We start from the raw sequence: 25,297 nt of genomic DNA, 5'->3' as shown, positions 1-25,297 counted from the left end.
CACCTGACCGGGTGGTTTTTCTTTGCCCTAGGAGGCCCCATGAGCTACAACCCAAGCGTCGGGTATCGCGGCCCTGACGGTGCGACCAGATCAGTCACGGATGAGCTGACCGCACGCTTCGGCGCACCCGCACGACCCTACGAGTTCGTCACTGGCTGGAAAGACCCCGACAATGTGTCCGGCCACAACCCGGATAGTAACGGGATCACCCACGGCGTAGACATCTTCATGACACCGGAACAAAACCGCTGGGCGGCAGACCACCTAGCAGCACGCGGACGAGCCGGAGACAATCGCGTCGGCTACGTCATCTACGCCGGACAGATCGCATCACCATCCACCGGCTACCACTTCGCCGGGTCCGGGTGGGAACACTGGGACCACCCACACCTCAGCGTATGGGACGGGTACTGGGGCGGACCATGCACACTCCCCGCCAGCATTTTCAACGACACCTCTAGCTGGGGCATCACCACCATCACGACCGGGCAAAGCTCCGGCACAATTCAACCCATCCAGGAGGATGACGTGATCACACCCGAAGACCGTACCGCACTTGTTGCAGCCATGCTCGACACCCAAGTTACGCAGGTGGGCGGAGGCAAAATGACTCTTCGCGATCTGCTCGCCGAGTATCGCCCGCACGTCACCACGACGCACGACAAGCTCACGAAACTGCCCGGCGCTGTGGTTGACAAGGAATTTCCTCGCATCACCAAGGAAGGCAAGGTGGGGGGCGCGGCTACCCTGAGCAGTGTCCTTGGCGTGCACGATGCCAACGTGGTCTTGACTCGTGATGTGGTTACCAGCACGGCGGCGGCTGTGGCTAAGACCGTGGCGGCTATCAAGACCGAGTCTGGCATCAGTCCGGAAGAGCAGGGCAAGCGTGCAGCTGCAGCGTTCCTGGCCGAGGTCGAGGGGCTCCGACTCACAATCACGTCTGCAGAGGTGGCCAAGTGACGGGGCGGCGAGTGGCGGTGTCCACGCAGGAGAAGTACCCGTGGCGGGCAGTGGCAAGGACGGTGCTGCAGCTCATCATCGGCCTGGCAGCAGCAGCCCCCCTCGTTGCCGCAGCCATCACGGGAAACTCGGCAAATGCGGCAGGCGGGGCGCTGGCCCTGTTCATCACAGCCTCCGCAGCCATCACCCGACTCATGGCCGTCCCCTACATCAACGAGCTCCTGCAACGTGTCGGGCTAGGCGCGGAACCAAAAGGAACCGACCAAGGGAAAGTGCCCGCCCCGGCCGGGGACAATTCCATAACAAGCATCCTTGTCCACAGCGCCGCCGCAATCCGTATCTATGAAGTCCGCGACAAGGAATCAGTGACCTACTCCAAAGCCGTTGACGGCGTATGGGTACCCGGCTCTTGGGAGTCGCTCCTAGAGGCCATCGATGGTTGACGGCACTATTCAACCGTGTCGGCGGCAGCCATCTTTCTTACGAGGTCGCCACCTTTCGGTGTCAGTGCGATCGCCACGTTCGAGGGGACGCCATTGACGTATATGTTCGCGCCCATGTCCACCGTGGTCAACATCCCATCGAGTAAGAGGTTTGTCAGCATAAATCGCATCCCTGAGTGGATCTGCAAAGGTGAGCGGTTGATTCCGTTCTTGGCAAAATCGTTCAATAGCTGATTTTCCACTTGCGAGTATCTGTGTGTTAGCAAACCTAGATTGTGCTTGAAATTTAGGATTGATTGCTTGGGGATCTGGCCTTGATCGAAGCGATAGTGGCAGATGCTGCATAAGCAGATCAGATTATCGAAAGTATGCTCTCGTACTTTGGACCACGGAATAATGTGGCAAAGTTCGAGCGAGGCTGTCTGACCGCAAGTGGGTATGGCGCATCGGTAGCCAGCCTCTTCTTTTACGGATCTTTGCATGGCAACGGGGATCGCTGGTCGATTTTCAGGCATGTTCATAAGCTAGAGCAACGAGCCCGCTATTCAAAGTAGCCCCCACCTTCACGGGTGGGGGCTTGCTCGTGTTTAACAGTCAGGCAGCAACAGCAACCATCGACCGCACGCACCACGTAGACCCGTCCTGCCCCAGCACCAGCTCAAAGGTCACTAACGGGCTGCGTTGGTTATGACCAATCCTCGCCTGCACCTGCCACACCCCAAGATTGAGTCGAGCCAGAACAGACCTAACGCTCCAACACAATCCTGCTGCGTCATCCATTGACTGCGGAGAATCCGCCTGTGCCGCGAAGGCAATTTCACAGAGTGACGAATACCACAATTGACTCGGCTAGATGCCTGTAATTCGTTCTATTTCACACGTTCACCTGACGTTTAGTCTTGGCCTACTCGCGTGTATAAGATGAGTTTCAGTTAGACCATTTGGGGGACTAACCTTAAAAACTGAAGGATGCTGAATTGCGCAATACGATCTCACGCAGGACTATTCTCTCAATGGCGGCAGTATCAGGCAGCCTAGCATTCGCTGGAGTTTCCGGAGCCTACGCCGTTGCTGAGGACCCGGAATCGCTTGCGGGCCCTCAGGTGAATGAGGAAGCACTCCAGGCCTCCCTTGACGGTTCGACCAATGGTTTCGAGTCAGCACTTGGCGATAACATCGCCACCCCGCTTGCCGGCAGCCCGCTGTCAACTGTGGATGCTTTTATCACCCAGTGGAACAACAAATACATCGACGTAGACGGCTCCTACGGCGCCCAATGCTGGGACCTATGGGAGAAGTACTGCCGCAGCGTTATCGGATGCTCAGGCATTAGCACCCAATTCTCACCCAACCCCGGCTACGCAAGCGCCTTGTGGGATGGGTACGCCCGCAACGGAGCTTCTTCCTACTTCACACAGGTTTCAGCGTCTTCGACACCAGTGAAGGGTGACGTTGCCATTTGGAAGTACGGCCAGCACCCGTACTACCCGTACTCACACGTAGCGATTGTGATCGGTGACGCTGGTGGAAATGTCAATGTGTTGTCTCAGAACTCAAGCCCTTCGGTGGCAGGTAACCCTTACCCGGGCATGTCTACGGGCCCATCGATCAAACAAAACCTAACCAAGGCCGGCCTGGCGGGTTACCTCCGTCCGAAGTCACTGCCAGGCGGCCCTTCAGGAGGACGCCCGAGCATCCGATCCAAGGCCGACCTGCTGGCTGTCGACAGCGCAGGCGTGCTTTGGAACTACCCCGCAACGGGAGCCGGCGGATTCGGCACCAAGATCATGATTGGCGGCGGCTGGATTGGTATGGTCTCCGGCTGGACAGTTGACTGGACCGGAAACGGCATCTTGGACATGGTAATCAAGTGGAGCGACGGGACCATTCGCTTGTACCCCGGAGGCGCCAACGGAGGGTTCGGCACCTACAGCGTAATTGGCCAGGGCTGGACCAACATCGAGATTGTCCCAGCTCGCTGGCGCTCCACGGACACGAGGCCAGGAATGATCGCCAAACTAGCGAACGGCGACTTGTACTACTACCCGAACGTCAGTGGTGCCGCGATGAGCTCATCAATCAAGATCGGCATTGGATGGTCCGGCCTGAGCCTGAATTCGATGAACTTCAACGGTGATGCCAACGCGGACATCATCGCGCAGGATTCGACGGGCCAGCTCCTGTTGTACCCCGGTACGGGAACTGGAGGATTTAGCGCCAAGTCAGTCGTTGGTCACGGATTCCACAAGACTGGGCTCATCGCCAACACCGGCTTCAACGGCTCAGGCAGCAAGGGACTCCTGTTCAGAACTGCCGCCGGGCTTCTGAACTACTACCCACTCAGCGCAGCCGGTGCATTCCAAAACCCGGTGGCGATTGGCCCCGGCTGGACGAGCTTCAAGCTGTTCAACACCCAGTAGACCGTTAGGGCTCTTCGACGGCTAGGAAAGTTGCGCCCCACCATCTGCTGGTGGGGCGCAACTTTCATCTGACAGTTCTTAGCGATTGCGGTGTGCACAGTTCCGACACGCATCAACCCTTCGGGCCCAAAAAAGAGACCGTCACACCATCAGCTCCAGCTAGAGTCCAGACGAAGCGCTAATACGCCGACGCGCACCCTCTTATCTTTGCGACAATCAAAACCTCAACTCGACCTGAACGCAGAGAAGCCCCCACTGAAAGGTGGGGGCCAACCCTGGCTGGGACTAGGTGTGGCTACTTGCCGAAAACGTCCTTTGCGGCGTCTTTGGCATCCTCGCGAGCTTGCTTGGCCTTCGCATCGTCTTGCACCCGGTCACCCTCAGCCCGGAGGTCCTCGTTGTGCGTTGCCACTCCGAACAGCTCCTCGGCCTTACCGGCGACTTCCTGGGCAGTATTGCTGATCTTGTCTCCGAGACCCAAATGGTCCTCCCTCAATTCGAAGTCAACTAGAACACCTGCAACCCTAGAAAACGAGTCTGGGTGTTTACTGAGCGCCACCCGCCCCTACCGCTTCGGCAGCACGCTCGGCAGGCGCATGCCCTCCTGCACGGTTCGGCGCAATTGCGCGAATCCGTCAGTGTAGTTCTGGCATTCCACCTCGGTGACCTCAACAGCCCCGGTCTCGATATTCTCTAAAGTTGCGGCGATGATCATGGATCAAGGATAGGGCATCCTTCGAGCCATGTTCTATGTCAGTACATGGGCGCATACTGTTCTCGTGAATAAGTTCGATCCTGACTCCACCGAAATCATGCTTGCCATCATCGAAGCCGAGGCCCGACACCCGGACCCCGGCGACGGCCCCGTGACACGCTTCTCAATCTGGGCCAAACCATGGGTGAAAGTTGGTGACGTATACGGCCGTGCCGCCGCATACACGCACTCGTACGGGCTCGTAGCCTGGTGGGACGAGACCAAGACCCACCACCTTGAATGGTTCCCCGCCAACCAAATCAAACGCGTGGCCCGCAGCGACTGGCACGGCTACTGACAGGCGCACGGCCAGGCCCGCGCCCTGCCTGTGGTCGAGGGGCCTGCCCTTTTGGACAGACCTAGGCTTCGCGAGTTGTTAGCATCGGCTTATGGGTCGCAGCCTGCTGTAGCCTGCATTATGACAGCGCTTGGGGGGCTGTAGCGATGGGCGAGAATCTGCGTCGGCTTCCCCGCGACCATGAATTAGCAGGGGACATAATGAAGTCAAATTCCATTTATTTACCACGAGTCCTGACAGCAGCCGTCGGGGTGATTGCGCTGACTTCCGCTGCCATCCTCGGGGCTGTGCCGGCGCAAGCTTTAACTACAGCGGCGCTCTACCCGTTCCAGGACAACTTCAATGGCGCATCGGACATGGCGCCGCTGTATGGGCTGAATGATGCCCTGGTTGCTCGACAGGGAGCAGACCTGACACAGGGCTATACACGTGTCTCCGGAACTTGGACAACGAGGGATGATCCGCCTAAGGAGTACAGCCAGGTCAACAACAATGCCTACCCCAACAAGTTGTCGTTTTGGGTGAGGCACTCAGCTGTCCGAGTTGATACACAGCTGGTTCCCGACGCCACAGACAGCTACTCGATGTCCGCGACAGTCAATCCGGATGTCGGCAATTTCGGGACCACCAGTGGCGACTGGGTTTCATTGATGTTCGCCAATTCTGCTGACCGCGCAGAGGTCAATGGCTACGTCGCAGATCCCAGCACCCAGTTGGGTGTGACAGTACGCCGAAGTGGACAGGTAGATTTCTTCCTCAGTGGCCAGTCCAAGTGGTCCCAGCCCCTAGTGGCGACAAAGGGAGCTGACGGCTACAAGGTCAAGATCACCGTTACTCAGGCTTCGACGGTGAACGCCGTGGCGACGGTCACTGTCAATGGTGTTAGCCGCAGCCAGGCATTGGGCAAAAAGCTACCCTCGCCGTACCCGTACCTTGGTGCCTACATCAGCAACGGCAGCGCAACAGCCCCATACAAAGAAGTCAGCACGATAGATGACCTCGCGCTCAGCAACACCAAGCCGTACCCCAACCTGCAGTACTTCGGAACATATGCGACCAAAAATGGCGCCGAAACGAAGCACGGTAACCACATTCGTGAAGTTGAGTCGTACATGAACGCCCATTGGGTGAACCTATCCCCAACCCAAAATCCCGTTTCCGGGGCCGTCGAATACGATCTGGAAACCCTGAAGTCGTGCCCCATCGGGTCATGCATCGTGTACACGGGCAATGAATTCTGGAATCCAGAACGATCCCAAAGCAACACACCGACAGGATGGTACGGCGACCCCGCCTACTCGCGCTGGAACACGTTCCTAGCCGCTATAGCGCCGTATCAAGACCGCATCCTGGCCTACTATATGAAAGACGAGCCTCACTTCAACGGAGCCACAGTCGCAGAAGTTCAAGAATCCGCGAGAGTGATTAAGCAGTCTATGATCAGTGGACAAATCCAAACTCGGCCAATCATGCTGAACCTCACCTACAAGGATCTCGGCGAATGGCGCCCCATTCCGCAACAAGTCGACTGGCTAGGCTTCGATCACTACTCACTCGGCGAGTATGAACTTGACCGAGCCGCTCTCAGACTGGACGAGATGACCGAAGCCACGGACCGGACGTTCCTCATGCCACCAAATGTTCACAGCTACATAGACGAAGTCGAGGGCGCCAATTCAACTCCGGCTCGAGACGCAGCGGTAGCTGACTACCAACGTATGTATCTGAGAGTGGCAGCCTCTCACCCTAAAGTGATTGGGCTTCTCAGTTTCGGTCTCTGGGTTGAATATCCTCCAACTCTGCCGGAAGATGTGCCGATAACGACTAATTTCCAGAAACAAGTGGGCGCAGTCATCACCCCACGGGGATAGAAGTCCATATACCTCCCGACCCCGGCTCCTGACAATGGAGCCGGGGTCGTTTATTGTGGACGCATGGCCGGCTGGGAGAATTCTCGACACCCCGAATGGGACCTCATGTACGCCGCAGGTCTGACCGTGGCCGAGATTGCCGAGCACTGCCACGCACCTCTCAGCACAGTGCAACGGCACCTCCAAACATGGGAGGAGCGCGAGCCCGGCCAACGCGCCATCCACAGCAATGCCCTAGCCTTGCGGCAACGTCACCAAGCCGCCAAGCACTGGCTCCAACAAGTGCAAGCAGTCCAAGACTTCATCGCGAGCACCGGCCGGCAACCCCTGCCACAATCACGCGGCCACGAACAAACCCTCCACCACTGGCTCGCCCGGCAACGCAAAGCCCACAGCGAAGGAACACTCACCCCATCACAAGTGCAAGCTTTGGACTGGCTTGGTGATTGGAAGACACCGCCCCGGCAGCAAACACTTGACGAGCAGTGGCGATCAAGGGCCCGCGAACTCGTTGCGTTTGTTGAGCGAACAGGTGAACTCCCCCACTATCGCCGATACACCACCGAACGAGAACACACCCTCGGCGTATGGCTACACATCCAAACCCAACGACGCGCACAAGGTCGACTACTCCCCTGGCGCCAACGCGAACTGGAGGAGGCGGTGCCGAGGTGGCGGAGCCGGGAGTGATTTGAACCAGCCCAAGGATCCGTGCTTAGAATCGGTACTGACCACCCATCAGCACCATGGAGAGGCAAAACCTGACATGACCCACTCACCGCAGGCGTACGCTACAGCCCAAGAGATGGCCGAAAAGTACCGGATTGCAGACGAAACCGTCCGCAGTAAGGCGCAGTCGGGGGAATGGCCTTGTGATCGTATCGGCCGACTCTATCGGTTCTCCCCCGCCCAGCAAGAAGAGATCGCGCAAATCGTCGCCGTTGGGCGACGGCCAGCATATGACAAGGATCGTATCGCCATAGCGCTGCGACAGCTCGTCGAACAGGGCGCTAGTCGAAACTTATAGGCGTCTTACCGAACGCTCGGCCGGCCTCGTGACGCACAAACTCGAGCTGCTTTGAAGCGGTAAGCAACGCTGCCTCCAATAGCGCTCCAAACGCGGCCGTTCGAGCATTACTTGATGGGTGCCTCCTCGGGCAACGTTTCGAGCCAAGAAACCAACTCCGAATGAAGGATGACCGGCTTGGAGCCGATGTACTTGACGCTGATGTCGTTGTTGGCGATCATTCGGCGAAGGGTGGAGAGACTTATATCTCCTGCCTGCTCACAGGCTTCCTTGAGGCTGTACGCAATCTTTTCCGTCATTCGGATCTCCTAAGCCGCAGTTGAACGTACAGGCCAACTTACAACTACCCCGGCACTAGCATCGATCATATGACGATCGAGAAACTCGCATATACCCTCGAGGAAGCCGCTGAGCAAAGCGGATTCACCGTCAATAACCTGAGGGCCCAGGTCAACTCAGGACGATTGGCGGCCCGTCAAGCAGGCCGCGAAAGCGCCATTCGGCACGCCGTCCTCGCAGCGTGGCTGGACACTCTGCCAACCAAGCCCGTGGGTGGACATGACTTCGGAGTGGAACGAGCAACCGAAGAATCAATTGCCAAACGCCAAGTACAGGATCCCGTGCCAACGAAGTCGCTCGTCCGAACACCCGAAGAGGTAGGTCCGGAGCTGGGCTTGACATAAACCGAACCGCGCCGCTACTGCAAAGAGTCGAGCCACTACACAAAGCTCAGCATGCGCCGCGTAATGCTCCACGACGACGATGTCGCCAAGCTCGTGGTCTGGATCCGTGAACACCAAGACATGGCAGACCAGTGGTTGACTGAACCCGAAGATGACCCATTCGCATAGTGTTCAGTCCGCAAACAGTCCGCAAGAGGTCCATTTCGGGGCAGTTTCAGCCAACGACTATCAACCACAAAATGCCCTAGAACACGCGGCACCCAGCAGATCTCAACCTCACCCAATTACCCCTGGGGACTTCGAGCTGTACTACGGCTGCTAAGCCACACACGCCGGCCTGAGGCCGGCTCCATGTGACGGCGTGCAAAACTGGCGGGGACCCATGAAATTTCATGCGTCCCCGCCAGTTTTGCACGCCGTCACTGTTTAAGGGCTCGACGGTGGCAGGGCGTGGTTGGGCCCACGCGCCCGAGGGTCCCGCCACGAGCTTGCGATCAGGTGGCACGGCGTGGTTGGGCCCACGCGCCCGAGGGTCCCGCCACGAGCTTGCGAGCGGTGGGAGGGTGTGGGGACTAACGCTTCCCATATTTCTTGTGAACAGCCTGCTTGCTCACGCCCAGGCACAAGGCGACTGCCTCCCAGGAGAGCCCTGCCGCCCGCGCCCGCGCCACCATCTCGGATTCGGTCCGGGCCAGCTCCTTGCGCCATTGCGCAACCGCATACAAGGCCTCAGCTGGGCCCATTCCATCCATATTGCCAACCAGTGTCTTCATCGCAATACCTCCACCGTCAACATTAGTTGACGCCGCCAGTGCCGTCAACTAATGTTGACGTGGGTGCTCAGGAGCTATGAGAACGGGCTGTACATTATGTGTTGAGGCCCGGACCGACCTCCCAGAAAACGTCCCTTGACCGCAAACCCGGCCCTCAAGTAGGCGTCATGGGCCACCCTGTTGTCCACGCTGACTCCCAACACCACACCCTTGGCTGGCAGCTGGAGCGCACTCGTCAATTCCCGCGCCAGTTCGACGGCGGCCATGGTCGCCGCGCTGCCGTACCCTTGACCCTGCTGGCGGTGATCCACGAGGAACCCGCGTAGCAGCACGGCACCCTGCGCGTCCGGCCATCCGGCATCGGTAGCCGCACCAACGTGCAGAATACCCATGCCGATAACCCGCACATCCATTCCTGTAGACACGACAGCGAAGGGATGGCGTGCTGGATCGTCCAACGCCACCTGCGTCATCTGCAACGGGTTGCCCACAAATACCTCCTGACCGAGCGCCAATTCGAGCCGGGCGATGCCGTTCCGCAAGGCGTCGCGCTGGGCTTCAGGCGCAAATTTCAAAGCAACCAACACCACGGTCGGCGAAGAATTCGTCATGGAAAAAGCCTCTCTGTACGCTAGGACACTTGGCGCTGGAGAAGCCGCCGGGCACTCACAGCAAGCGCCTAGAAGATCGACCAGCCGGTCTTCGCGGTGAACTCATCCAGGGCCGCCATGCCCGCCACCGAGTTGCCGTTGGGGCCTAGCGAGGGACCCCAGACTGTGACAACGCAGCGTCCGGGCACAACGGCAACGATGCCGCCGCCCACCCCGCTCTTGCCGGGCAGGCCCACACGGTAGGCGAACTCCCCCGCGGCGTCATAGGTGCCACAGGTCAGCATGACGGCGTTGACACGCTTGCTCTGGCTGGGCTGCAGGAACGGGCTCCCACCGGCTGACACGCCGTCGCGGGCCAGGAACAGCGCCGCCTTGGCCAGGTCCTCGCAGCACAGCTCCAGGGCACACTGGGCAAAGTAGTTGGCCAGGACGTCCTCAACGGGATTTTCCAGGTTCCCGTAGCTTGCCAACAGATGGGCCATGGCCGCGTTGCGGTGCCCATGGTCGGCTTCGGAGGCCGCCACCTCGGCATCGACGTCGATGGACGGGTTCCCTGCCTCCTGCCGCAAGAGTCCGCGCACAGCTCCGGCCGCATCCCCCGTCAACGTCAGCAGCCTGTCCGTGACGACCAGGGCGCCGGCATTGATGAAAGGATTTCGCGGAATGCCGCGGTCAGCTTCCAGCTGGATCATCGAGTTAAAGGGGGTCCCGGAGGGTTCACGGAACACACGCTTCCAAATGGAGTCGTAGTCGTACGACATCACCAGTGCCAGCGAAAAAACTTTGGAAATACTTTGGATCGAGAAGGGCTTGCGCCAGTCCCCCGCACCGTAAATCGCACCGTCAGCCGTGGCCACACAAATGCCAAAATTGTCCGGCGAAACAACGCCAAGACTGGGAATGTAGGAGGCAACCTCACCCTGACGGCACAGCGGCGCAACGTGGGTAACAATGTCTTCAAGGATGCCTTGCAGATCCATGACGTACGCTCCTTTACTCTTGGGCCGGCGTGGGCCATTGAAAACTTAAACAGAAAGGGTGGCCAGCCCCCAGGCCGGCCACCCCTCACAGCGCTTTAGAGGACTTTCGCGAGGAATTCCTGCAAACGCGGCTGCTGAGCATTGCTGAAGATGGCCTCGGGGGTGCCTTCCTCGCAAATGTACCCTGCATCCATGAAGATGACGCGGTCGGCAACTTCGCGGGCAAAGCCCATCTCGTGGGTCACTACAACCATGGTCATGCCCTCGGCGGCGAGGTCGCGGATCACCTGCAGCACCTCACCCACCATTTCGGGGTCCAGTGCACTGGTGGCCTCGTCGAAGAGCATGATGCCTGGGTTCATGGCCAGCGCGCGGGCAATCGCCACACGCTGCTTCTGGCCGCCCGAGAGCGACGCCGGACGGGCGTCAGCCTTCTCAGCCAGACCCACGCGCCGCAACAGTTCCATGGCCTTTTCGCGGGCACCGGCCTTGTCCAGCTTTTTCAGCTCAACCGGAGCCAGCATGATGTTTTGGATGACGCTCATGTGCGGGAACAGGTTGAAGTGCTGGAACACCATGCCAATGTTTTGGCGGACAGTGTTCAAATCAACCTTGGCGTCCGTCAGGTCAAAGCCGTTGACAGTGACGGTGCCGGCGGTGATGTCCTCCAGCTTGTTCAAGCAACGCAGGAACGTTGACTTGCCCGATCCTGAGGGGCCAATGACGCACACCACCTCGCCCTCGGCAACGTCAACGTCCAGGCCCTTGAGCACCTCGTTGGAGCCAAATGACTTCTTCAGGCCGCGGACACTGATCTTTGCGGACTTGTCAGTTGCGGTTGCGCTCATTTGTTGAACTTCCTGTCCAGGACGTTGGAAAGCTGGGTCAAGGCGGTGATCACAATGAAGTACAGGGCTGCCACGATCAGCAGTGTTTCACCCGTACGGAAGTTGGACGCGTAGATCTGCTGGCCCTGGTAGGTCAGCTCCGCGAAGCCAATGACGGCCAGCAAGGAGGTGTCCTTCAAGGTGATGACGAACTGGTTGATGAACGACGGCGTCATGATCTTGATCGCCTGCGGAACCACTACCCGGCGCATGGAGGTGACGTAGCTCAAGCCCAGGCTGCGGCTGGCTTCCAGCTGGCCAGGATCCACCGACTGGATGCCGCCACGGACAATTTCCGTCATGTAGGCACCGGCGTTGAGGCTCAAGGTGAGCACACCGGCGGTGAGAACATCGATGGGCTGACCGGTCATCTGCGGCAGGCCAAAGTAGAAGAAGAAGGCCTGAACCAGCAGCGGCGTGCCACGGAAAATGGCCACATAGGTGGTGGCAACGCCACGCAGAATCTTGCTTTCGGAGACCTTGAAGAAACCAAAGAGAACACCCAATACCAGGGCGACGGCCAGCGAAAGAACCGTGGCAACAATGGTCAGCCACAGGCCCTTCATGAGGGCCGGGAAGCTGTCCTTGACCAACTCGAAGAAGCCGCCTTGCTCCGTGGACTCAGCCTTGGCCAGGTACTTGTCCAGGATCTTGTCGTATTCGCCGTTGGCCTTCAGATTGGCCAGGCCAGCATCGAAGGCCGTCAGGAGGTCCGCATTGGCACCCTTGTTGACGGCGAAGCCGTAGGAGCTTCCCTGTTCCTTCTCGGTAACAATCTTCAGGCCGTTGTTCTGGCTGACACCGTAAGCGAGCACCGGGTAGTCGTCAAAGACGGCCACAGAATTGCCGGCCTTGACGTCGTCGTACATCGTCGCGGAATCAGCAAGGGCCTTGACCTTGAAGCCGTACTGGTCCTTGATGGAGTTGGCGAACGTTTCGCCTTCACTGCCACGCTTGGCTGTTACGGTCTTGCCTGTCAGTCCCTCGTAGGACTTGATGTCCTGGTCATTCTTGGCAACAGCCATCTGGACGCCGGAGTCAAAGTACGGGGCGGAGAAGTCAAAGATCTTCTTGCGCTCGTCAGTGATGGACATGCCGGCAATGACGCCAGCCACCTGGTTGGACTGCAATGCCTGCAACGCTGCGTCAAAGCCGAGGGACTTGATGTCAACCTCAAAGCCTTGATCCTTGGCAATGGCACGGATCAGGTCCATGTCAATGCCCACCAGCTCGCCACTGCCATCACGGAACTCAAACGGCGCAAACGTGGTGTCGGTGGCAATCGCGAACGTCTTACCATTGACATCGGCGGCCTGGACGCCGGCCGAGACCGCGCTGGCCGGAGCCGGCATGCTCAGCGCTGTCGCGCCGCCCATTCCGAAGAACATGATGACAACAGTAAAAAAGGCGGCGAGAGCGGCAAATGAGCCGCCTCTACGCCGCCGTATGGGTGGTAGCTTTCGCATTAATTTTCCCTTACAACGGTTCTTCGCCCCTCCTGGGCCGAATCAAGTACCCCTCGACGTTACAGCCTTTAGCGAAATCATGCGAGACGAAGGCCACTGTTCCTACCATTTACACCCACCTTTGTACCAGCTGAGTTCAGCAATCAAGACGAACATCTCGAGTATTGTGGATGTGGTTTGAGTTACTTCTCCCCCTGCAGCCGTTGCCGCCAAGAGAAAGAAGCACATGAATAGGCCCAATGTGATACTGATCTGTGTCGATGAGTGGCGTGGCGATTGCTTGGGCGCGGAGGGTCACCCGCATGTTCAAACGCCACACCTGGATGAGCTGGCCGCCAAGGGAACACGGTTCCGGCACGCATACTCCGCCACCCCCACCTGCGTCCCAGCCCGGGTGGCCTTGTTTACCGGCCAGTCCCAGGAACGTCACGGCCGGGTGGGCTATCAGGAAGGCGTGAAGTTCGACGACGTCCACCCAGTCACGCTCGCTGGCGAGTTCGGCAAGGCCGGGTACCAGACCCAGGCCATTGGCAAGCTGCATGTCTACCCGGAGCGCAACCGGGTTGGTTTTGACGATGTGATGCTGCACGACGGATTCTTGCACTTTGCCCGCAAGCAACATCGCCGGGACTTTAAGTTCTTTGACGACTACGTCCCGTGGCTGCGCCGTCAGCCCGGCGTGACCGCCGATGAGGAGTACTTTGACCACGGGGTCGGCTGCAATTCCACCGTGGCCAGGCCATGGGATAAGGCCGAGCGCCTGCACCCCACCTCATGGACGGGCTCCCAAGCCGTGGAATGGCTGTACCGGCGGGACCCCACAGTTCCCTTCTTCCTCTACTTGTCCTTCCACCGCCCGCACCCGCCGTACGATCCGCCGTCGTGGGCCATGGACATGTACCTGGACCTGCCGGCCTTCAAGCGGCGGTTGGGCGATTGGGAGCACCACTACGAGTCGGTGCGCACGGACGGTAACCACCAGTTGGCTTTCGGCACCCTGTCCGAGGCCGTGACCCACCGGGCCCGGGCCGGCTACTACGGGCTCATGACGCAGATCGACATGCAGCTCATGCGGCTCTTTGAGGCTCTGTACGACTTTGACCTGGCCGATGACACCATCATCGCCTTCACCTCCGACCACGGTGAAATGCTGGGCGACCACGACTTTTACCGCAAGGCCGTGGGCTTCGAGGGTTCCGCGCGGGTGCCGTTCATTGTGACTCCCGCACCCAATGATCCTGCTGCGAAGCGTGGCGGCGTGGTGGATGAGGTGGTGGAACTGCGCGACATCATGCCCACCCTGCTGGAGCTGGCCGGCGTCCCGGTGCCGGATTCCTGTGACGGGAAGTCACTGGCACGCTTTGTGCGCGAACCCCCCGCCGGCACACCTGAGCCTGAGCCGTGGCGTGACTGGCTGCACGGGGAGCACGTCTACTTTGGCCAGTCGCTGCAGTGGGTCACTGACGGCCACATCAAGTACTTGTGGGCGTCCGGCTGGGGCACGGAAGAACTCTTTGACCTCGACGCCGATCCCGGGGAGATGCACAACCTTGCACCGCTGCCCGAACATGCCAGCTTGTTGGCCCTGTGGAAAGGCAGGCTCATTGCCGATCTCACGGGACGTGAGGAGGGTTTTGTGCACGACGGCGACTTGGTGAAGGGCGCCGCTGTTGTCACCATGCTGGCCCACGCCCGCGCGCTCGTGAAGTCCTAGTGGTGTGTCCGGAAAGTTAAAGCAGCCGCGCCCGTCCCCGCTTTTCGCACCCGTAGGGACGGGTGCGAAAAGCGGGGACGGGCGCGGCACTGTCCTGCTTGGCCGTGATCTCCGGCCAGGCCTCTGCGCTAGCTGTGGCTGGCGCGGTGGCGTCGGCGCATAACTGTCATGGCAGTCATGGCAAGTCCACCCACCAGCAGCAAGCCTGCCACGCCGAGCAGCGGAGCACTGTTGCTTCCGGTCTCGGACAGTTCAGCGCCAGCAGCTGTGATACCGCTGGGCTTCGGTGCTGTGGCCGTGGTGGTTACCGCCGGAGGGGCCGTGCCTGCACCCGGCACCGTGGGGGGCACAGTGGTTGAGTCCGGCACTGTAGGGGGAACGCTGGTCACCGGCGGCATGGTTGGGGCAGCCGTGGTGGGTACTGTAGTGGCGCTAGGCTCCGTCGTCGGATTAGTCGACGGAGCCACGGTAGGGTCCGTGGTGGCCGGCGCCGTCGTAGCAGGAGCTGACGTAGCGGGAGCAGTCGTTGCCGGAGCCGTAGTTGCTGGCGCCGTTGTTGGCGGGAGCACCACAGCCGGAACAAACGCCATCGCGAAGATGTGAATATTGGCGTTGTTGGGCAGGGTCACCATGCTGACAGTCTTGGTCTGATCGATGGCGATGGTGTTGCTGAACAGGCGGTAGTCGAATTCGGCATTTGCGTAGCCAGCGGGCGTGTTGCGACCCTTGGTGGTCTTTTCGAGTTTGGCACCGTGGGCTGTGACTTCCTGGAAGCCCCAGTTCGGGAAACCAAAGGTACCCTTTGAACTTGATCCGTCGGTGTAGTGCACTGTGGCTTCACCCGAGGCGCCGTTGGCGACACCTGCACCAAGGAAGGCCAGCTTGCTGCCCTGGCCGGCGAACTTGAAGGTTTGTCCACTGCCCGTCACGTTGTCCGGCGCGCCTGCCGCGGCGGCGGGCCAGGTGAATTCCGTTCCCGCGGCCGCGACCTTGGCACCGGGAGTGACGCCCTGTTCGGCAAGGCGCTCACGGGAGAAACTGTTCTTCTCGCCGTCGTAGTTGCCTTGGGCCAGGGTGGCAATGGTTGTGGTGCCCACGTTGTTGAACAGTTCGGCCAGGGTTGCCGGAACGGGGCCTGAGAACTGGTTGCGCTCTTCGAAGGAGGTCTTGACGCCGTCACCGCCAGCGTAGGAGGCCGTGGCGCTGAAGTTTCGTGTGACTGAACCGGCGGGATTGTTGGGCACGTGAATCTCGGTGGTCACGGTTGTGGTGGCCCCGGCAGCCAAGGGGGCTGCGAGGGTATGGGTGTCCGGGTACAGCGACCAGTTGATGGGTCCTGTGACCTTGACTTTAACATCCGTCATGGACGCTGCTGAGGTGTTTTTCAGGGCTACTACAATGTCGGAAATGGCTGGCCCTTCCAGGCCAACCTCGGCAATGCTCATGACCAGTGCGGAGTTGGTGCCTTCTGCACCTGCCGGTGTACTGATAACTGTCATGGCGCCACCGAATACCAGCGCAGTGGCCAGCATGGCAATGATTGCTCTTATTTTTTTCATTTCTTGGTTACTCCTTCCTGCGATAAATTGTTAGACCACTGCTGGCATGTCGAGCGCAACTGAATCCAGGCCAACGCGGGGACGGACCCAACCGCCGCGGGTGAAGTCGGGGATCTCCACTGGAGCACCGCCGTCGGCCAGCGACAAAACGCTCAAGGGTACCGGAGCACACCACGCGGCTGAATCATAAACGTCGATGTCGGCCGTGGTGCCTGTGCGCATGGACTGGATGGTGCGCCACTGCAGGATGTAGTCCATGCCGCCGTGGCCACCGTTGGCGGCCGCGTCCTCACCCACCTTTTTCCAAAGCCAGTGGTCAAATTTTTGCTGGGACGGAGCAAAGTCCTTCCAGGCGTGGCCGCCGTGGTCCGGTTCCAGGTATACGCGCGCACCTGTGCTGCCACCGCCGGCGTAGTCCTCAAAGAGTCCGCGACTGCCAGCCAGGCTGTTGATGCGACTGTAGGGGCGCGGGGTGGAGACATCATGTTCGGCCCTGATGATCCGGCCCTTTTCGGTGCTAATTAAGCAGGTGACCAGATCACCGTTGAGGTATTCCTCGTTCCAGGATCTGTGGCCCTTGGGCACAAAGCGGGCACGGTAGTCCGCCAGACCTTTGGGAGGTGTTGCTGTGGCGGAGAGGGTTTTCATCCGGTCGCCGCGGTTGATGTCCATGGCTGCCGCTATGGGGGCCAGACCGTGCATGGCGTAGAAGCTGGCGGTGCTGCGGGTGTGCCATTTGCGGCGCCAGTCGTCGGTGTAGTAGCCGTCAGCGAACAGCAGCTCCCGGAGATCGTGCAGGTAGCCGCCATGGCCGTTGGTCACGTCACCAAAGACACCCTCGTGGGCCATCTTAAGCATGGCGAGTTCGTTGCGCCCGTAGCTGCAGTTTTCGGCCAGCATCAGGTGCTTGCGGGTCTTCTCGGAGGTGTCGACCAGATCCCACAGTTCAGCCAGCTCCGTGGCCACGGGCAGTTCCACCATGACGTGGGCGCCCGCCAGCATGGCGGCCTTGCCTTGTTCGTGGTGGAATTCCCACGGCGTGGCGATGTAGACCAAATCCAGGTCCATGTCGCTGAGCATTTGCTTATAGGAGTCGGCGGTTCCACCGTATTCGGCGGGGCGTTCACGCCCCTTGGAGACCAGGCTGTTGGCTATGTTGGTGGCGCGGGCCTTGCGGATATCGCAGACGGCCACCACTTTCGCCCCGGGGACTGCGGCCCAGCCGATGGTCATGCTATTGCCCCGGTTTCCGACGCCGATAATGCCCACGCGGACACTTTGATGCCGTTCGAACGGCACACCTATCATTGTTTCCTGGCCGGGAGGCCGAACCTGTGCGCTCCTGTTTGCCAGGGAGTTTGGCGCCATTGCGGCCATCAGTCCGGTTGCCAGCGCACCTCCCAGAACTGTTCGTCGAGAAGCTGTGGATAGTTGAACCATGCGCAATCCTCCTGCAAGAATCCAGCCCGCAGCGTAGCTGCTCAAGGGGGCCGGGTTGGTGTAGTGATGCTTATCAAAGTGATATGAGTCATAATTCCAACGCTGATTCGAGACTGTCAATTCATGATCGTCACTAAGTGTTAACGGTCACAAGCAATCATCGCGTTTTACACATTTCCGCACAGGAACCCCGAGGTCGCCATTCTTGCGGGGCGCGAAGGAATTCCGGCAATGACATGAATGTTATGGATAACCCATGCATTTGGCGACTTTTGCGTCCCGACAAATTTTCGGGCAATTCAGTGCCGAGGGAATATGATTGCCTGAGGCAATGATCAGTTGATGAGCGCGGTGATTACCCTCGGCTCCAGCGCCGAAATTGGCCCAATTTTCGACGCAGTCCTGCTGCAAATTGTGTGTAAATGATTGAAATTGGGTGAAACTTCATCCGATGTTTCGTCATCATGACGTGCGGCGACGCCCGGTTCCAATGACCCGGGTGTCAGCGCACGGACGCCGGTACTAGCCGTAGAAGAGGCGCTCAAAAACAGCTCGGGCACGACGAGTCAAGCCAAGATACTCTTCCTCGAAAGCCGCGGCATGGCCCGGCTCATAACCGCACCAACGGGCCACCGCCTCCAAATCACGGCGCGCCAGGGGTAAAAGGTCGGAGGTATTTCCCGTCCACATCACATTGGCATTGCGTATTTTGCCGGCCAACCGCCAAGCGGCCTCCAAAAGTGCGGCGTCGGCGTCATCCACCAGTCCCAGTGCATGGGCGGCATGGAGCGCAGGCAAGGTATGAGTGGTGCGCAGGGCAGCATGCTCATGGGCGTGTTGGAGTTGCCAAAGCTGGACCAGCCATTCCACGTCGCTCAGACCCCCGCGGCCCAGTTTAACGTGTCTGGCCGGATCGGCACCCCGTGGCAGCCGTTCGGATTCCATTCGGGCCTTGATGCGCTTGATCTCGCGCAGGTCAGACTCACTCAACACCAGCGGGTATCGGATGGGATCGGCCATGGCGACAAACTCACGCGCCAAATCATCCGACCCTGCCATGGGCCGTGCACGCAACAACGCCTGCGCCTCCCAGGCTGAGGACCAGCGCGTGTAGTACTCTTGGTAGGCCGCCAAGGAGCGGACCAGCGGACCGTTGCGTCCTTCGGGGCGCAGGTCCGCGTCCACCTTCAGCACCCGTTCGGCTTGGATGGCAGGACGCACGGGAGCTGTCAGCAGAGCTGTCATCTTTTGGACGATCGCCTTGGCCTGCGCGGTCGCCTCCCCCGCCAGCTCCGGAGCCAGCCCTTCAAGTGGCCGGTGCACAAACAGCACGTCGGCGTCGGAACCGTAGCCAATCTCCCGCCCGCCTTGGCGGCCCATGGCCACCACCAGTACCTGCGTGAGCACCTCGGCTCCTGCATAGACCGCGGCCTCGGCCACCATGAGGGCCCCAAGAACCGCCGCCCTGTCAACGTCGCTGAGAGCCTCGGCGACGGCTTCCTGGCTCAGTAGCCCGCAGCTGTCGGCGATGGCAACGCGCAAAATTTCACGCTGCCTGATGAGGCGGATGAGCCGGATGGCATCCGTGGATTCAGTGTGGCGTGAAATGGTGGCCTGAATTTCGCTCCACTGCTGCTCGAAAGTCTGCGGCAGCAATTCCTTATCATTGCCCAGCCACGCCGTGGCCTCCGGGGAGACTTCCAGCAAATCAGACACCAGCCGTGAACTGGACAGCAGATGGCACAGTCGCTCGGCCGCGGCCTGGTGGTCACGCAGCATGCCCAGGTACCAGTGTGAGGTTCCCAGCGCGTCGCTCACGCGGCGGAACGCGAGCAATCCGGCGTCGGGATCCACGCCGTCGGCCAACCAGCCCAGGAGGACTGGCAGCAGCTGACGCTGCAGGGCAGCACGGCGGCTGACACCGGCTGTCAAGGCCGCAATGTGCCGCGCGGCCCCCGCTGCGTCCCGGTAGCCGAGGGCAGCAAGTCTGGCCTTGGCCGCATCCGTGGTCAGGGTTGCGTCCTCAACACTCAGATGCGCTGCGGAAGCCAAAATGGGGTGGTAGAAAATCCGCTCGTGCAGGGAACTCACTGAGCGCTTGACCTTGGCCCACTCCTCCAGCAAAGAGTCGGCACTGGGCCGCTTGAGGCTCAGTGGACCCGCCACGGCACGGGCCAACGCGCGCAGCTGGTCCTGCGCAGTGGGCATCAGGTGGGTGCGGCGCATTTGCACCAGCTGGATTCGGTGCTCCAGAACGCGCAGATACGTGTAGTGGTCCAGAAGCTTCGCGGCGTCCGTGCGGCCAATGTAGCCGGCCTGGGTCAACGCCTTGATGGCGGCCGTGGTGGCGGGGACGCGGATGCGCGGATCGGTCTTTCCGTGAACCAGCTGCAGCAGCTGAACAGTGAATTCAACATCCCGCAGGCCGCCCCTGCCCAGCTTGATCTGGCGGCCGGCGTCGGCATCACGAATATTTGCCGTGACGCGGCGGCGCATGGATTGCACCGACTCCACAAAACCCTCACGTTCGGAGGAGGCCCAGATCAGGGGTGAGACCGCTTCTTCAAACTCCAAGCCCAGGGCCTGGTCCCCGGCGATTGCCCGGGACTTGAGCAGTGCCTGGAACTCCCAGCTCTGCGCCCAGCGGTGGTAGTACGCCAGGAAAGAATCCAGGGTGCGCACCAACGGGCCGTCCTTGCCCTCGGGACGCAGATTCGCATCAACCTCCCACAAGCCGGGCTCGCGTTCGGGGGCGTAAATGATCTTCGAGACAGCACCCGCCAGGGCATTGCCCACTGTGACGGCCCGCGCCTCGTCCACGGTGTCAGCCTGCATGACGTCGCCCAGCCCTGGCGGGTTGCTGATGCCAATGACGTACATGACATCGACGTCGGAAATGTAGTTCAATTCCCGCGCCCCGCACTTGCCCATGCCCACAACGGCCAAGCGAACCCGGGCCACCAGCTCCTCCCCCATGGCGGCGCCTACTTCGTGCCGGGCAACGGCCAGCGCAGCGTCCAGGGCTGCTGAAGCCAAGTCCGCCAGCTCCGCCCCAACCAGCGGCATGACAGCCTGGGGTGACGCGGCAGCAAGATCCCGCATGGCCAATTCACACAAGTGCCGCCGGTACGCCGTCCGCAAGGCTATCCGCGCCTCCGTGCCACCCAAGGCCGCTATTGGCATGCTCGAGGACGGCTCGGCACCAACGGCACGCAGCAGCGACGCCTGGAAATGCTGCGCAGGAACGGCCACGGGTTCCGGGGAGGGGGCAGCGTCCAAAACATCAAGATGCTCCGGATGCCTCATCAGGAAATCCGCCATGGCCTCCGAGGCACCCAAAAGCCTGAACATGGGCTCATTGGAAACCCACCGGCCTGAGGATGGGTCCAGAACACGGAGCTTGTCACGGCTTTCGGGGACTGCACTGAGCAGCCTCACCAACGATTGCAGCGCCAGATCGGGGTTGTCGGCAACAGCGAGTGCCTCCAGCAATTGTGTTTGGTCCAGGTCAGCCAGTTCGGCGAAACCCAGGAACCTTTCACATTTTTCCAGGTCGGAGAAGCCACGGGAGATCAGGGTGCGGGTGAGCGAGCTCATGGCAGGACTTAGAGTATCCCCAGGTAGCGGTTGATCTCGTACGGGGTGACCTGCAGCCTGTAGTCCTGCCATTCGTCGCGCTTGTTGCGCAGGAAGTTTTCAAACACCTGCTCGCCCAGGATCTCCGGCATGAGTTCGGAATCCTCCATCTGGCGTACGGCGTCGTGCAGGCTGGATGGCAATGGATGGTGTCCCATTAGCCGGCGTTCGGCACTCGTGAGCAGGCTGACGTCTTCCACGGCGGCCGGCGGCAGCTCGTAGCCTTCCTCGATCCCCTTCAAGCCGGCACCCAGCAGCACAGCGTAAGCCAGGTAGGGGTTGGCTGCGGAGTCAATGCCCCGGTATTCCAAGCGCGCGGCCTGGCCCTTGCCCGGCTTGTACAGCGGAACCCGCATCAGGGCGGAGCGGTTGTTGTGGCCCCACGATACGTAGCTGGGGGCTTCTCCCCCACCCCAGAGTCGCTTGTAGGAGTTCACAAACTGATTGGTGACGGCCGTGAATTCGGGGGCGTGCTTGAGAATGCCCGCCATGAACTGCCGCGCCGTTTTGGACAGCTGGTACTCGGCACCTGGTTCGTGGAAGGCGTTGCTGTCGCCCTCAAACAGGGAAAAGTGTGTGTGCATGCCCGAACCCGGGTGGTCGGAGAACGGCTTGGGCATGAACGTGGCGTAGGTGCCCTGCTGGATGGCGACCTCGCGGATGACTGTGCGGAAGGTCATGATGTTGTCGGCTGTCTGCAGGGCATCCGCGTAGCGCAGGTCAATCTCGTTTTGCCCGGGCCCGCCTTCGTGGTGGCTGAACTCCACGGAGATGCCCACATCCTCGAGCATGGTCACGGCCGTGCGGCGGAAGTCTTGGGCCACACCCCCTGGAACATGGTCAAAGTAGCCGGCCTGGTCCACGGGGACGGGGACGCCGTCGGGTCCCGGCCGGTCCGATTTGAGCAGGTAAAACTCAATCTCCGGGTGGGTGTAGCAGGTGAAGCCCATGTCCGCGGCTTTCGCCAGGGTGCGCTTGAGCACGTTGCGCGGGTCAGCTGCGGAGGGTTCGCCGTCGGGCGTCAGAACATCGCAAAACATGCGTGAGGTCTGCTCGGTGGCACCGCGCCAGGGCAGGATCTGGAAGGTGGACGGATCCGGCTGTGCCAGCATGTCCGATTCAAAGACACGGGCCAGGCCTTCAATGGCTGAGCCGTCAAAGCCCAGGCCCTCCTCGAAGGCGCCCTCCACTTCGGCCGGAGCCAGGGCCACCGATTTCAAGCTGCCCACCACGTCGGTGAACCACAGGCGCACAAACCGCACGTCGCGCTCTTCGATGGTGCGCAACACAAATTCCTGCTGACGGTCCACGTATGTGCCTCTTCCCTCTTGAACTCTCGCACAGCAGCACACCGGAGAGCCGGCCCGCAGCGAACGGGTTAGCGGGCACGTATGTTGCCCGCAGTGCATACTCTACTAAGGACTGCGCCCCCGTTTGCTCAATTCGAGCCCCGACTCGTAATAAGCTGGGTGCCATGGCTCCCACAAGTACCCCTGATTCGTCCGCGTCCGCCGAGCTGGCAGCTCCTTATGGCTCCGGCGCCAAGGACGCAAGCGCGTCTCCGGCCGCAGGAATCCCTGCGACAACAGCCAAAGTGCGCACCCACCACCTGCAGGCGGCCAAGCTGGCAGGACAGAAGTTTGCCATGTTGACTGCCTATGACCAGTACACGGCACAAATTTTTGATGAGGCAGGCATCGAGGTGCTGCTCGTGGGGGATTCAGCCTCCAACAACGTCTTGGGCAACGAGACTTCACTGCCCATCACCTTGGATGAAATGATCATCTTCTCCCGCGCAGTCACAGCCGGATCCAAACGCGCCTTGGTGGTGGCGGATCTGCCCTTTGGCAGCTACGAACAGTCTCCCGAACAGGCCATCGCCTCCTCGGTGCGTCTGATGAAGGAGGGCTTGGTGCATGCCGTCAAGATGGAGGGCGGGGCCTACTACGCCCCCACCGTGCGGGCCCTGACCCAGGCGGGCATCCCCGTCATGGCTCACATCGGCTTCACCCCGCAGAGCGAACACATGCTGGGCGGTTACCGGGTACAGGGCCGGGGAGACGCCGCGGCGGGCATGATTGACGACGCCGTTGCCCTCACCGAGGCTGGCGTTTTCGCCGTGCTGATGGAAATGGTTCCGGCCACCACTGCTGTTGCCGTGGAAGCCGCAATTGCGGTCCCCACGATCGGGATTGGCGCCGGCAACAGCACCACAGGCCAAGTTTTGGTGTGGCAGGACATGGCGGGCTTGCGTACGGGCAAGATGGCCAAGTTCGTGAAGCAGTACGCCCACATGCGCACTGTTCTCTCCGACGCCGCCAAGGAGTATGCGCAGGAAGTCCGGACCGGCGTGTTCCCCGGCCCGGAACACACCTTCTAATCCCCACGTCCTCCCTAACCTCGCTTCGCTCAGCCCGGGAACCCTCGGACGCGTGGGCCCACCCACGTCCTCCCTAACCTCGCTTCGCTCAGCCCGGGAACCCTCGGACGCGTGGGCCCAGCAGAGTTTGTGGTGAAGCTACTCGGCGTCGTCCTCGTCCTGGTCCAGGGCATCGGCTGCTTCGTTGCGTTCGCGCACCTTGGCCAATGCCCCCTCTGCCTCTTCGCGACTCTCGTAGGGGCCAATGAGTGAACGCCAGCCGGATTGGGCGTCCTTCTCCACTTGGTGGGTCTCCACGTTGTACCAGTACTGCGCCATGGCGTAATCCTCAATGTTGGTGCGCCGCTGGGTTCGGCACCTAGCGCTCATCTTAGGCTGAATCCGGCCCCGGAAGCACCCGCCAACACAGGCAGTGCACAAACACTTATAGAATGGTTTTATGTCTTCCACAGCACTTACGGCTCCCCTGGGCAAGCTAGTCCCGGGCACCATCAGCCCGCAGCTCCCCGTCCCCCACACCATCCCGCGGCCCGAATACGTGGGCAAGGCTGGCCCTGCCCCGTTTAAGGGTTCGGAGGTCAAGGACGCTGAAACGCTGGAGAAGATCCGCATCTCCGCCAAAATTGCGGCCCAGGCCATTGTGGAGGTGGGCAAACACATTGTCCCCGGAGTCACCACTGACGCCCTTGACCGCATAGGTCATGAGTTCCTGCTCGATAACAAGGCGTACCCCTCCACGCTGGGCTACCGGGGCTTCCCCAAATCCCTTTGCTCCTCCATCAATGAAGTCATTTGCCACGGCATCCCCGACACCACGGTTGTTGAAGATGGCGACATCATCAACATTGACATCACGGCCTTCAAGAACGGTGTCCACGGCGACACCAACTGGACGTTCACAGTGGGCGACGTCGATGAAGAGTCACGCCTGCTGGTGGAGCGGACCCAAGAGTCTCTCAATAGGGCCATCAAAGCGGTAGCTCCGGGCCGTGAAATCAATATTATTGGCCGGGCCATCGAGTCCTACGCCAAGCGTTTTGGCTACGGCGTAGTGCGCGACTTTACCGGCCACGGCGTGGGTGAAGCTTTCCACACCGGCTTGATTATTCCGCACTATGACGCAGCTCCGGCCTACAACACTGTGCTTGAAGAGGGAATGGTGTTTACTATCGAACCCATGCTTACTCTTGGCACCGTTGACTGGGACATGTGGGCTGACGACTGGACAGTTGTCACCCGTGACCGGAAGCGTACAGCCCAGTTTGAGCACACCATGGTGGTTACTGCCACCGGTGCCGAAGTTCTCACCCTGCCGTAAGGCTGCACCCGTGCGGCCGGCTGCTGTACTGCTTTGGCGTAACCCGCCAGCCTGAACCAGCCTTGTCACTTTCTATT

The 25,297-nt window shown here is 60.4% G+C and carries 24 protein-coding genes; 10 read left to right on the top strand and 14 right to left on the bottom strand.

The window, feature by feature from the left end:
• Positions 1 to 39: 39 nt before the first annotated feature.
• A complete protein-coding gene (locus tag CVS28_RS12505; RefSeq protein WP_103481705.1) occupies positions 40 to 960 on the top strand; it encodes a hypothetical protein in 921 nt (306 codons plus the stop codon).
• A complete protein-coding gene (locus tag CVS28_RS19940) occupies positions 957 to 1,403 on the top strand; it encodes a hypothetical protein (RefSeq protein WP_207797203.1) in 447 nt (148 codons plus the stop codon). The genes CVS28_RS12505 and CVS28_RS19940 overlap by 4 nt, the downstream gene beginning before the upstream one ends.
• Positions 1,404 to 1,408: 5 nt before the next feature.
• On the opposite strand, the gene CVS28_RS12495 is transcribed toward CVS28_RS19940, so the two are convergent.
• On the bottom strand, positions 1,409 to 1,918 hold the full coding sequence (locus tag CVS28_RS12495; protein WP_165788143.1) for an HNH endonuclease: 510 nt from the start codon (positions 1,916 to 1,918) through the stop codon (positions 1,409 to 1,411).
• Between the two features lie 498 nt (positions 1,919 to 2,416).
• Here CVS28_RS12495 and CVS28_RS12490 point away from each other — a divergent pair, with 498 nt between their 5' ends.
• Entirely contained in the window at positions 2,417 to 3,823 is a 1,407-nt protein-coding gene (locus CVS28_RS12490) for a CHAP domain-containing protein (protein ID WP_103481703.1), read from the top strand.
• 295 nt (positions 3,824 to 4,118) lie between these two features.
• On the opposite strand, the gene CVS28_RS12485 is transcribed toward CVS28_RS12490, so the two are convergent.
• Together CVS28_RS12485 and CVS28_RS19720 are read right to left on the bottom strand one after the other, a co-directional pair.
• Positions 4,119 to 4,304, bottom strand: coding sequence for a CsbD family protein (locus CVS28_RS12485; RefSeq protein ID WP_103481755.1), 186 nt, complete (start codon positions 4,302 to 4,304; stop codon positions 4,119 to 4,121).
• 84 nt (positions 4,305 to 4,388) lie between these two features.
• Entirely contained in the window at positions 4,389 to 4,538 is a 150-nt protein-coding gene (locus CVS28_RS19720) for a hypothetical protein (protein WP_165788142.1), read from the bottom strand.
• 64 nt (positions 4,539 to 4,602) lie between these two features.
• Here CVS28_RS19720 and CVS28_RS12480 point away from each other — a divergent pair, with 64 nt between their 5' ends.
• The 3 genes from CVS28_RS12480 to CVS28_RS20445 all read left to right on the top strand — a co-directional run bounded on the left by CVS28_RS12480 (position 4,603) and on the right by CVS28_RS20445 (position 7,436).
• Complete coding sequence (locus CVS28_RS12480) at positions 4,603 to 4,875, top strand: hypothetical protein (protein ID WP_133159122.1); 273 nt, start codon at positions 4,603 to 4,605, stop codon at positions 4,873 to 4,875.
• Between the two features lie 200 nt (positions 4,876 to 5,075).
• Positions 5,076 to 6,746, top strand: coding sequence for a hypothetical protein (locus CVS28_RS12475; protein WP_103481701.1), 1,671 nt, complete (start codon positions 5,076 to 5,078; stop codon positions 6,744 to 6,746).
• A 63-nt stretch (positions 6,747 to 6,809) separates the two neighbouring features.
• Complete coding sequence (locus tag CVS28_RS20445; RefSeq protein WP_103481700.1) at positions 6,810 to 7,436, top strand: helicase associated domain-containing protein; 627 nt, start codon at positions 6,810 to 6,812, stop codon at positions 7,434 to 7,436.
• A gap of 444 nt (positions 7,437 to 7,880) precedes the next feature.
• Here CVS28_RS20445 and CVS28_RS12460 read toward each other — a convergent pair whose 3' ends face one another.
• On the bottom strand, positions 7,881 to 8,072 hold the full coding sequence (locus CVS28_RS12460; RefSeq protein ID WP_103481698.1) for a MerR family transcriptional regulator: 192 nt from the start codon (positions 8,070 to 8,072) through the stop codon (positions 7,881 to 7,883).
• A gap of 69 nt (positions 8,073 to 8,141) precedes the next feature.
• Between CVS28_RS12460 and CVS28_RS12455 the strand changes: the two genes are divergently transcribed.
• Entirely contained in the window at positions 8,142 to 8,456 is a 315-nt protein-coding gene (locus CVS28_RS12455; protein ID WP_103481697.1) for a MerR family transcriptional regulator, read from the top strand.
• A 572-nt stretch (positions 8,457 to 9,028) separates the two neighbouring features.
• Here the strand turns inward: CVS28_RS12455 and CVS28_RS12450 are convergent.
• The 5 genes from CVS28_RS12450 to CVS28_RS12430 form a co-directional block, all read right to left on the bottom strand.
• A complete protein-coding gene (locus CVS28_RS12450; protein ID WP_103466210.1) occupies positions 9,029 to 9,229 on the bottom strand; it encodes a transcriptional regulator in 201 nt (66 codons plus the stop codon).
• Positions 9,230 to 9,303: 74 nt separating this feature from the next.
• Positions 9,304 to 9,840: a GNAT family N-acetyltransferase gene (locus tag CVS28_RS12445; protein ID WP_103466211.1), complete on the bottom strand. Its 537-nt coding sequence runs from the start codon at positions 9,838 to 9,840 to the stop codon at positions 9,304 to 9,306.
• A 68-nt stretch (positions 9,841 to 9,908) separates the two neighbouring features.
• Positions 9,909 to 10,820: a glutaminase gene (locus tag CVS28_RS12440; RefSeq protein WP_103466212.1), complete on the bottom strand. Its 912-nt coding sequence runs from the start codon at positions 10,818 to 10,820 to the stop codon at positions 9,909 to 9,911.
• Positions 10,821 to 10,915: 95 nt separating this feature from the next.
• The gene (locus CVS28_RS12435; protein ID WP_103466213.1) at positions 10,916 to 11,668 is read right to left on the bottom strand and encodes an amino acid ABC transporter ATP-binding protein; all 753 of its coding nucleotides are present in this window, start codon (positions 11,666 to 11,668) and stop codon (positions 10,916 to 10,918) included.
• Entirely contained in the window at positions 11,665 to 13,095 is a 1,431-nt protein-coding gene (locus CVS28_RS12430; protein WP_103466321.1) for an amino acid ABC transporter substrate-binding protein/permease, read from the bottom strand. The genes CVS28_RS12435 and CVS28_RS12430 overlap by 4 nt, the downstream gene beginning before the upstream one ends.
• Before the next feature lie 304 nt (positions 13,096 to 13,399).
• Here CVS28_RS12430 and CVS28_RS12425 point away from each other — a divergent pair, with 304 nt between their 5' ends.
• Positions 13,400 to 14,887, top strand: a complete 1,488-nt coding sequence (locus CVS28_RS12425) for an arylsulfatase (protein ID WP_103481696.1) — start codon at positions 13,400 to 13,402, stop codon at positions 14,885 to 14,887.
• 128 nt (positions 14,888 to 15,015) lie between these two features.
• Here CVS28_RS12425 and CVS28_RS12420 read toward each other — a convergent pair whose 3' ends face one another.
• The 4 genes from CVS28_RS12420 to CVS28_RS12405 form a co-directional block, all read right to left on the bottom strand.
• Positions 15,016 to 16,446 (bottom strand): hypothetical protein, encoded by a 1,431-nt coding sequence (locus tag CVS28_RS12420; protein WP_103481695.1) that lies wholly within the window; start codon positions 16,444 to 16,446, stop codon positions 15,016 to 15,018.
• Between the two features lie 30 nt (positions 16,447 to 16,476).
• The gene (locus CVS28_RS12415) at positions 16,477 to 17,886 is read right to left on the bottom strand and encodes a Gfo/Idh/MocA family protein (RefSeq protein WP_103481694.1); all 1,410 of its coding nucleotides are present in this window, start codon (positions 17,884 to 17,886) and stop codon (positions 16,477 to 16,479) included.
• 522 nt (positions 17,887 to 18,408) lie between these two features.
• The gene (locus CVS28_RS12410) at positions 18,409 to 21,483 is read right to left on the bottom strand and encodes a bifunctional [glutamine synthetase] adenylyltransferase/[glutamine synthetase]-adenylyl-L-tyrosine phosphorylase (protein ID WP_103481693.1); all 3,075 of its coding nucleotides are present in this window, start codon (positions 21,481 to 21,483) and stop codon (positions 18,409 to 18,411) included.
• Between the two features lie 8 nt (positions 21,484 to 21,491).
• Complete coding sequence (locus tag CVS28_RS12405; RefSeq protein WP_103481692.1) at positions 21,492 to 22,832, bottom strand: glutamine synthetase family protein; 1,341 nt, start codon at positions 22,830 to 22,832, stop codon at positions 21,492 to 21,494.
• A gap of 164 nt (positions 22,833 to 22,996) precedes the next feature.
• Here CVS28_RS12405 and panB point away from each other — a divergent pair, with 164 nt between their 5' ends.
• Positions 22,997 to 23,902: a 3-methyl-2-oxobutanoate hydroxymethyltransferase gene (gene panB / locus CVS28_RS12400; protein ID WP_103481691.1), complete on the top strand. Its 906-nt coding sequence runs from the start codon at positions 22,997 to 22,999 to the stop codon at positions 23,900 to 23,902.
• A 138-nt stretch (positions 23,903 to 24,040) separates the two neighbouring features.
• On the opposite strand, the gene CVS28_RS12395 is transcribed toward panB, so the two are convergent.
• A complete protein-coding gene (locus tag CVS28_RS12395; protein WP_306418496.1) occupies positions 24,041 to 24,271 on the bottom strand; it encodes an SPOR domain-containing protein in 231 nt (76 codons plus the stop codon).
• A 70-nt stretch (positions 24,272 to 24,341) separates the two neighbouring features.
• Between CVS28_RS12395 and map the strand changes: the two genes are divergently transcribed.
• A complete protein-coding gene (map, locus tag CVS28_RS12390) occupies positions 24,342 to 25,220 on the top strand; it encodes a type I methionyl aminopeptidase (RefSeq protein ID WP_103481690.1) in 879 nt (292 codons plus the stop codon).
• The last annotated feature ends 77 nt before the right edge of the window (positions 25,221 to 25,297 follow it).

The organism is Arthrobacter glacialis, assembly GCF_002909415.1.
Lineage (GTDB): Bacteria > Actinomycetota > Actinomycetes > Actinomycetales > Micrococcaceae > Specibacter > Specibacter glacialis.
This window is presented reverse-complemented; position numbering and strand designations above follow the sequence as displayed.

Excerpts from the sequence above, each read along its gene's own strand:
- CVS28_RS12450 (WP_103466210.1), bottom strand. The coding sequence starts at position 9,229 with ATGAAGACACTGGTTGGCAATATGGATGGAATGGGCCCAGCTGAGGCC.
- CVS28_RS12505 (WP_103481705.1), top strand. The coding sequence starts at position 40 with ATGAGCTACAACCCAAGCGTCGGGTATCGCGGCCCTGACGGTGCGACC.
- CVS28_RS19720 (WP_165788142.1), bottom strand. The coding sequence starts at position 4,538 with ATGATCATCGCCGCAACTTTAGAGAATATCGAGACCGGGGCTGTTGAG.
- CVS28_RS12430 (WP_103466321.1), bottom strand. The coding sequence starts at position 13,095 with ATGTTCTTCGGAATGGGCGGCGCGACAGCGCTGAGCATGCCGGCTCCG.
- CVS28_RS12440 (WP_103466212.1), bottom strand. The coding sequence starts at position 10,820 with ATGGATCTGCAAGGCATCCTTGAAGACATTGTTACCCACGTTGCGCCG.
- CVS28_RS12410 (WP_103481693.1), bottom strand. The coding sequence starts at position 21,483 with ATGAGCTCGCTCACCCGCACCCTGATCTCCCGTGGCTTCTCCGACCTG.
- CVS28_RS20445 (WP_103481700.1), top strand. The coding sequence starts at position 6,810 with ATGGCCGGCTGGGAGAATTCTCGACACCCCGAATGGGACCTCATGTAC.
- CVS28_RS12425 (WP_103481696.1), top strand. The coding sequence starts at position 13,400 with ATGAATAGGCCCAATGTGATACTGATCTGTGTCGATGAGTGGCGTGGC.
- CVS28_RS12490 (WP_103481703.1), top strand. The coding sequence starts at position 2,417 with ATGGCGGCAGTATCAGGCAGCCTAGCATTCGCTGGAGTTTCCGGAGCC.
- CVS28_RS12455 (WP_103481697.1), top strand. The coding sequence starts at position 8,142 with ATGACGATCGAGAAACTCGCATATACCCTCGAGGAAGCCGCTGAGCAA.
- map (WP_103481690.1), top strand. The coding sequence starts at position 24,342 with ATGTCTTCCACAGCACTTACGGCTCCCCTGGGCAAGCTAGTCCCGGGC.
- CVS28_RS12435 (WP_103466213.1), bottom strand. The coding sequence starts at position 11,668 with ATGAGCGCAACCGCAACTGACAAGTCCGCAAAGATCAGTGTCCGCGGC.
- CVS28_RS12415 (WP_103481694.1), bottom strand. The coding sequence starts at position 17,886 with ATGGTTCAACTATCCACAGCTTCTCGACGAACAGTTCTGGGAGGTGCG.
- panB (WP_103481691.1), top strand. The coding sequence starts at position 22,997 with ATGGCTCCCACAAGTACCCCTGATTCGTCCGCGTCCGCCGAGCTGGCA.
- CVS28_RS12445 (WP_103466211.1), bottom strand. The coding sequence starts at position 9,840 with ATGACGAATTCTTCGCCGACCGTGGTGTTGGTTGCTTTGAAATTTGCG.
- CVS28_RS12475 (WP_103481701.1), top strand. The coding sequence starts at position 5,076 with ATGAAGTCAAATTCCATTTATTTACCACGAGTCCTGACAGCAGCCGTC.
- CVS28_RS12420 (WP_103481695.1), bottom strand. The coding sequence starts at position 16,446 with ATGAAAAAAATAAGAGCAATCATTGCCATGCTGGCCACTGCGCTGGTA.
- CVS28_RS12460 (WP_103481698.1), bottom strand. The coding sequence starts at position 8,072 with ATGACGGAAAAGATTGCGTACAGCCTCAAGGAAGCCTGTGAGCAGGCA.
- CVS28_RS12495 (WP_165788143.1), bottom strand. The coding sequence starts at position 1,918 with ATGCCTGAAAATCGACCAGCGATCCCCGTTGCCATGCAAAGATCCGTA.
- CVS28_RS12395 (WP_306418496.1), bottom strand. The coding sequence starts at position 24,271 with ATGAGCGCTAGGTGCCGAACCCAGCGGCGCACCAACATTGAGGATTAC.